This window comes from Streptomyces boluensis (assembly GCF_009908195.1).
GTDB classification, from domain to species: Bacteria; Actinomycetota; Actinomycetes; order Streptomycetales; family Streptomycetaceae; genus Streptomyces; species Streptomyces boluensis.
In genome coordinates this window covers 1-1,872 of the sequence record NZ_JAAAHS010000672.1, presented here as the reverse complement: position 1 = coordinate 1,872, position 1,872 = coordinate 1, and the positions used below count along the sequence as shown (strand labels likewise).

Here is a 1,872-nt window from a genome sequence, read left to right as displayed (position 1 = left end):
GGGCCGGGGGTGCGGCTGAGGGTGTGGCTGAGGGTGGCGAGCGGGCGGTTTGGGTGCCGTTGGACTAGGGGGTTTTGTCGGGGTGTTCATCGGGGCGGTTATCAGGGTGCGGCCACTGCTCGGCGCCCGCCGGTTCCGCTGTGATCCCGCCCGTTCCGCCGTGATCCCGTCCGTTACGCTCGGGTGCTGGTCAGCCGCGCGGGATGCGTGCGATATCCGCGGGCCCCGGTTGTACGGGACCGGGCGAGAGCGTCGAGGGGCGAGGTGCCGCAGGTGCAGGTCAACCGGGACGGGTCCGAGGCGGCGGCTGCGGAGGTGGTGGCGCACGGACAGGCCGACGTCGAGGTTCTGGTCGAGGTGCGCGGCAGTGCCGGACATCTCACCCTGAACCGGCCGCGCGCCCTCAACTCCCTCAACCACGCGATGGTCCGCCGGATCGACGCCGCCCTCACCGCCTGGGAGCACGACGAGCGGATCGCGTACGTCGTACTCGACGGGGCGGGCGAGCGCGGGCTGTGCGCGGGCGGTGACATCCGGGCCATCCGGGACTCGGCGCTGACCGACGACGGCGCCTCGGCGCGGGCGTTCTGGCGCGACGAGTACCGGCTCAACGCGCGCATCGCCCGCTTCCCCAAGCCGTACGTCGCGCTCATGGACGGCATCGTCATGGGCGGCGGCGTCGGCCTCGCCGGGCACGGCAGTGTGCGGATCGTGACCGAGCGGTCCCGGGTCGCGATGCCGGAGGTCGGCATCGGGTTCGTGCCGGATGTCGGCGGTACGTACCTCCTCGGGCGGGCGCCCGGTGAGCTGGGGACGCATCTCGGGCTCACCGCGGACGCGATGAGCGGTGCCGACGCCGTGCACTGCGGGTTCGCCGACCACTTCGTGCCCGCCGAGCGGCTGCCCGCGCTGCGTGCCGCGCTCGACGGGCGTCAACTGGACGATGTACTCGGTGAGTTCACGGTCGAGGCGCCGCCGTCCGCCCTCGCCGGGCAGCGGCACTGGATCGACGCCTGCTACGCCGCCGACTCCGTCGAGGAGATCGTCCGGCGCCTCACCGCCCACGGGGACGACGGGGAGCATGCGGCCAAGGAGGCCGCCGCGCGCGTACTCGGCCACTCGCCGACCGCGGTGAAGGTCACGCTCGAGGCGCTGCGCCGGGCCCGCGCGCTCGGCACGCTCGACGCGGTGCTCGACCAGGAGTACCGGGTGTCGTGCGTGGCCCTCGCCGGACCCGACCTGGTCGAGGGGGTGCGGGCGCAGGTCGTCGACAAGGACCGCAGTCCCCGCTGGTCCCCGGCCGAACTGTCCGCCGTCACCGAGGCGGAGGTCGAACGGCACTTCTCGGGTGCGGGGTTGGTGTGAGCGGTGCCCACTGAGCGGTGCCCACTGAGGGGTCTAGCGTCGGGTGCCCGTAACCCGTAACCCGTAACCCGTAACCAGGTGCTCGCAACCCGGTGCCCGTGACCGACGCTCGAAGCACCCTCACTTCGCGTCGGCGTAACACTCCACCACCGCCGCACTGAACGGGAACCGCACCGGGGTCTCGCCGAAGACGATCCGCCCCGCTTCGAGTGAGGCCGCCGCGATGGCCTCGACGACCGCCGCGGCCTCCTCCTCGGGGCAGTGCACGATCACCTCGTCGTGCTGGAAGAAGACCAGCTCGGCCGCCATGTCGGCGAGGGCGTGCCGGAGCGCGGCGAGCAGCACCAGAGCCCAGTCGGACGCGCTGCCCTGCACGACGAAATTCCGTGTGAAGCGGCCGCGCGCACGGGAGTTGGTGGACGCGTACCCCGGCACCCACTCGTCAGCACCGGACGCGCCGCCCGCACCGGACGCGCCAGTCCCGCTCCCGCTCCCGCCCCCGTGCTC

General features: G+C 73.0%; 1 protein-coding gene and 1 pseudogene. One reads left to right on the top strand and one right to left on the bottom strand.

The window, feature by feature from the left end; genetic code table 11:
* Positions 1 to 318: 318 nt before the first annotated feature.
* Complete coding sequence (locus GUY60_RS37310; RefSeq protein ID WP_187370229.1) at positions 319 to 1,365, top strand: enoyl-CoA hydratase/isomerase family protein; 1,047 nt, start codon at positions 319 to 321, stop codon at positions 1,363 to 1,365.
* Between the two features lie 120 nt (positions 1,366 to 1,485).
* Here the strand turns inward: GUY60_RS37310 and GUY60_RS37305 are convergent.
* Positions 1,486 to 1,872 (bottom strand): annotated as a pseudogene (locus tag GUY60_RS37305) (bifunctional 3'-5' exonuclease/DNA polymerase); the annotation flags it as partial.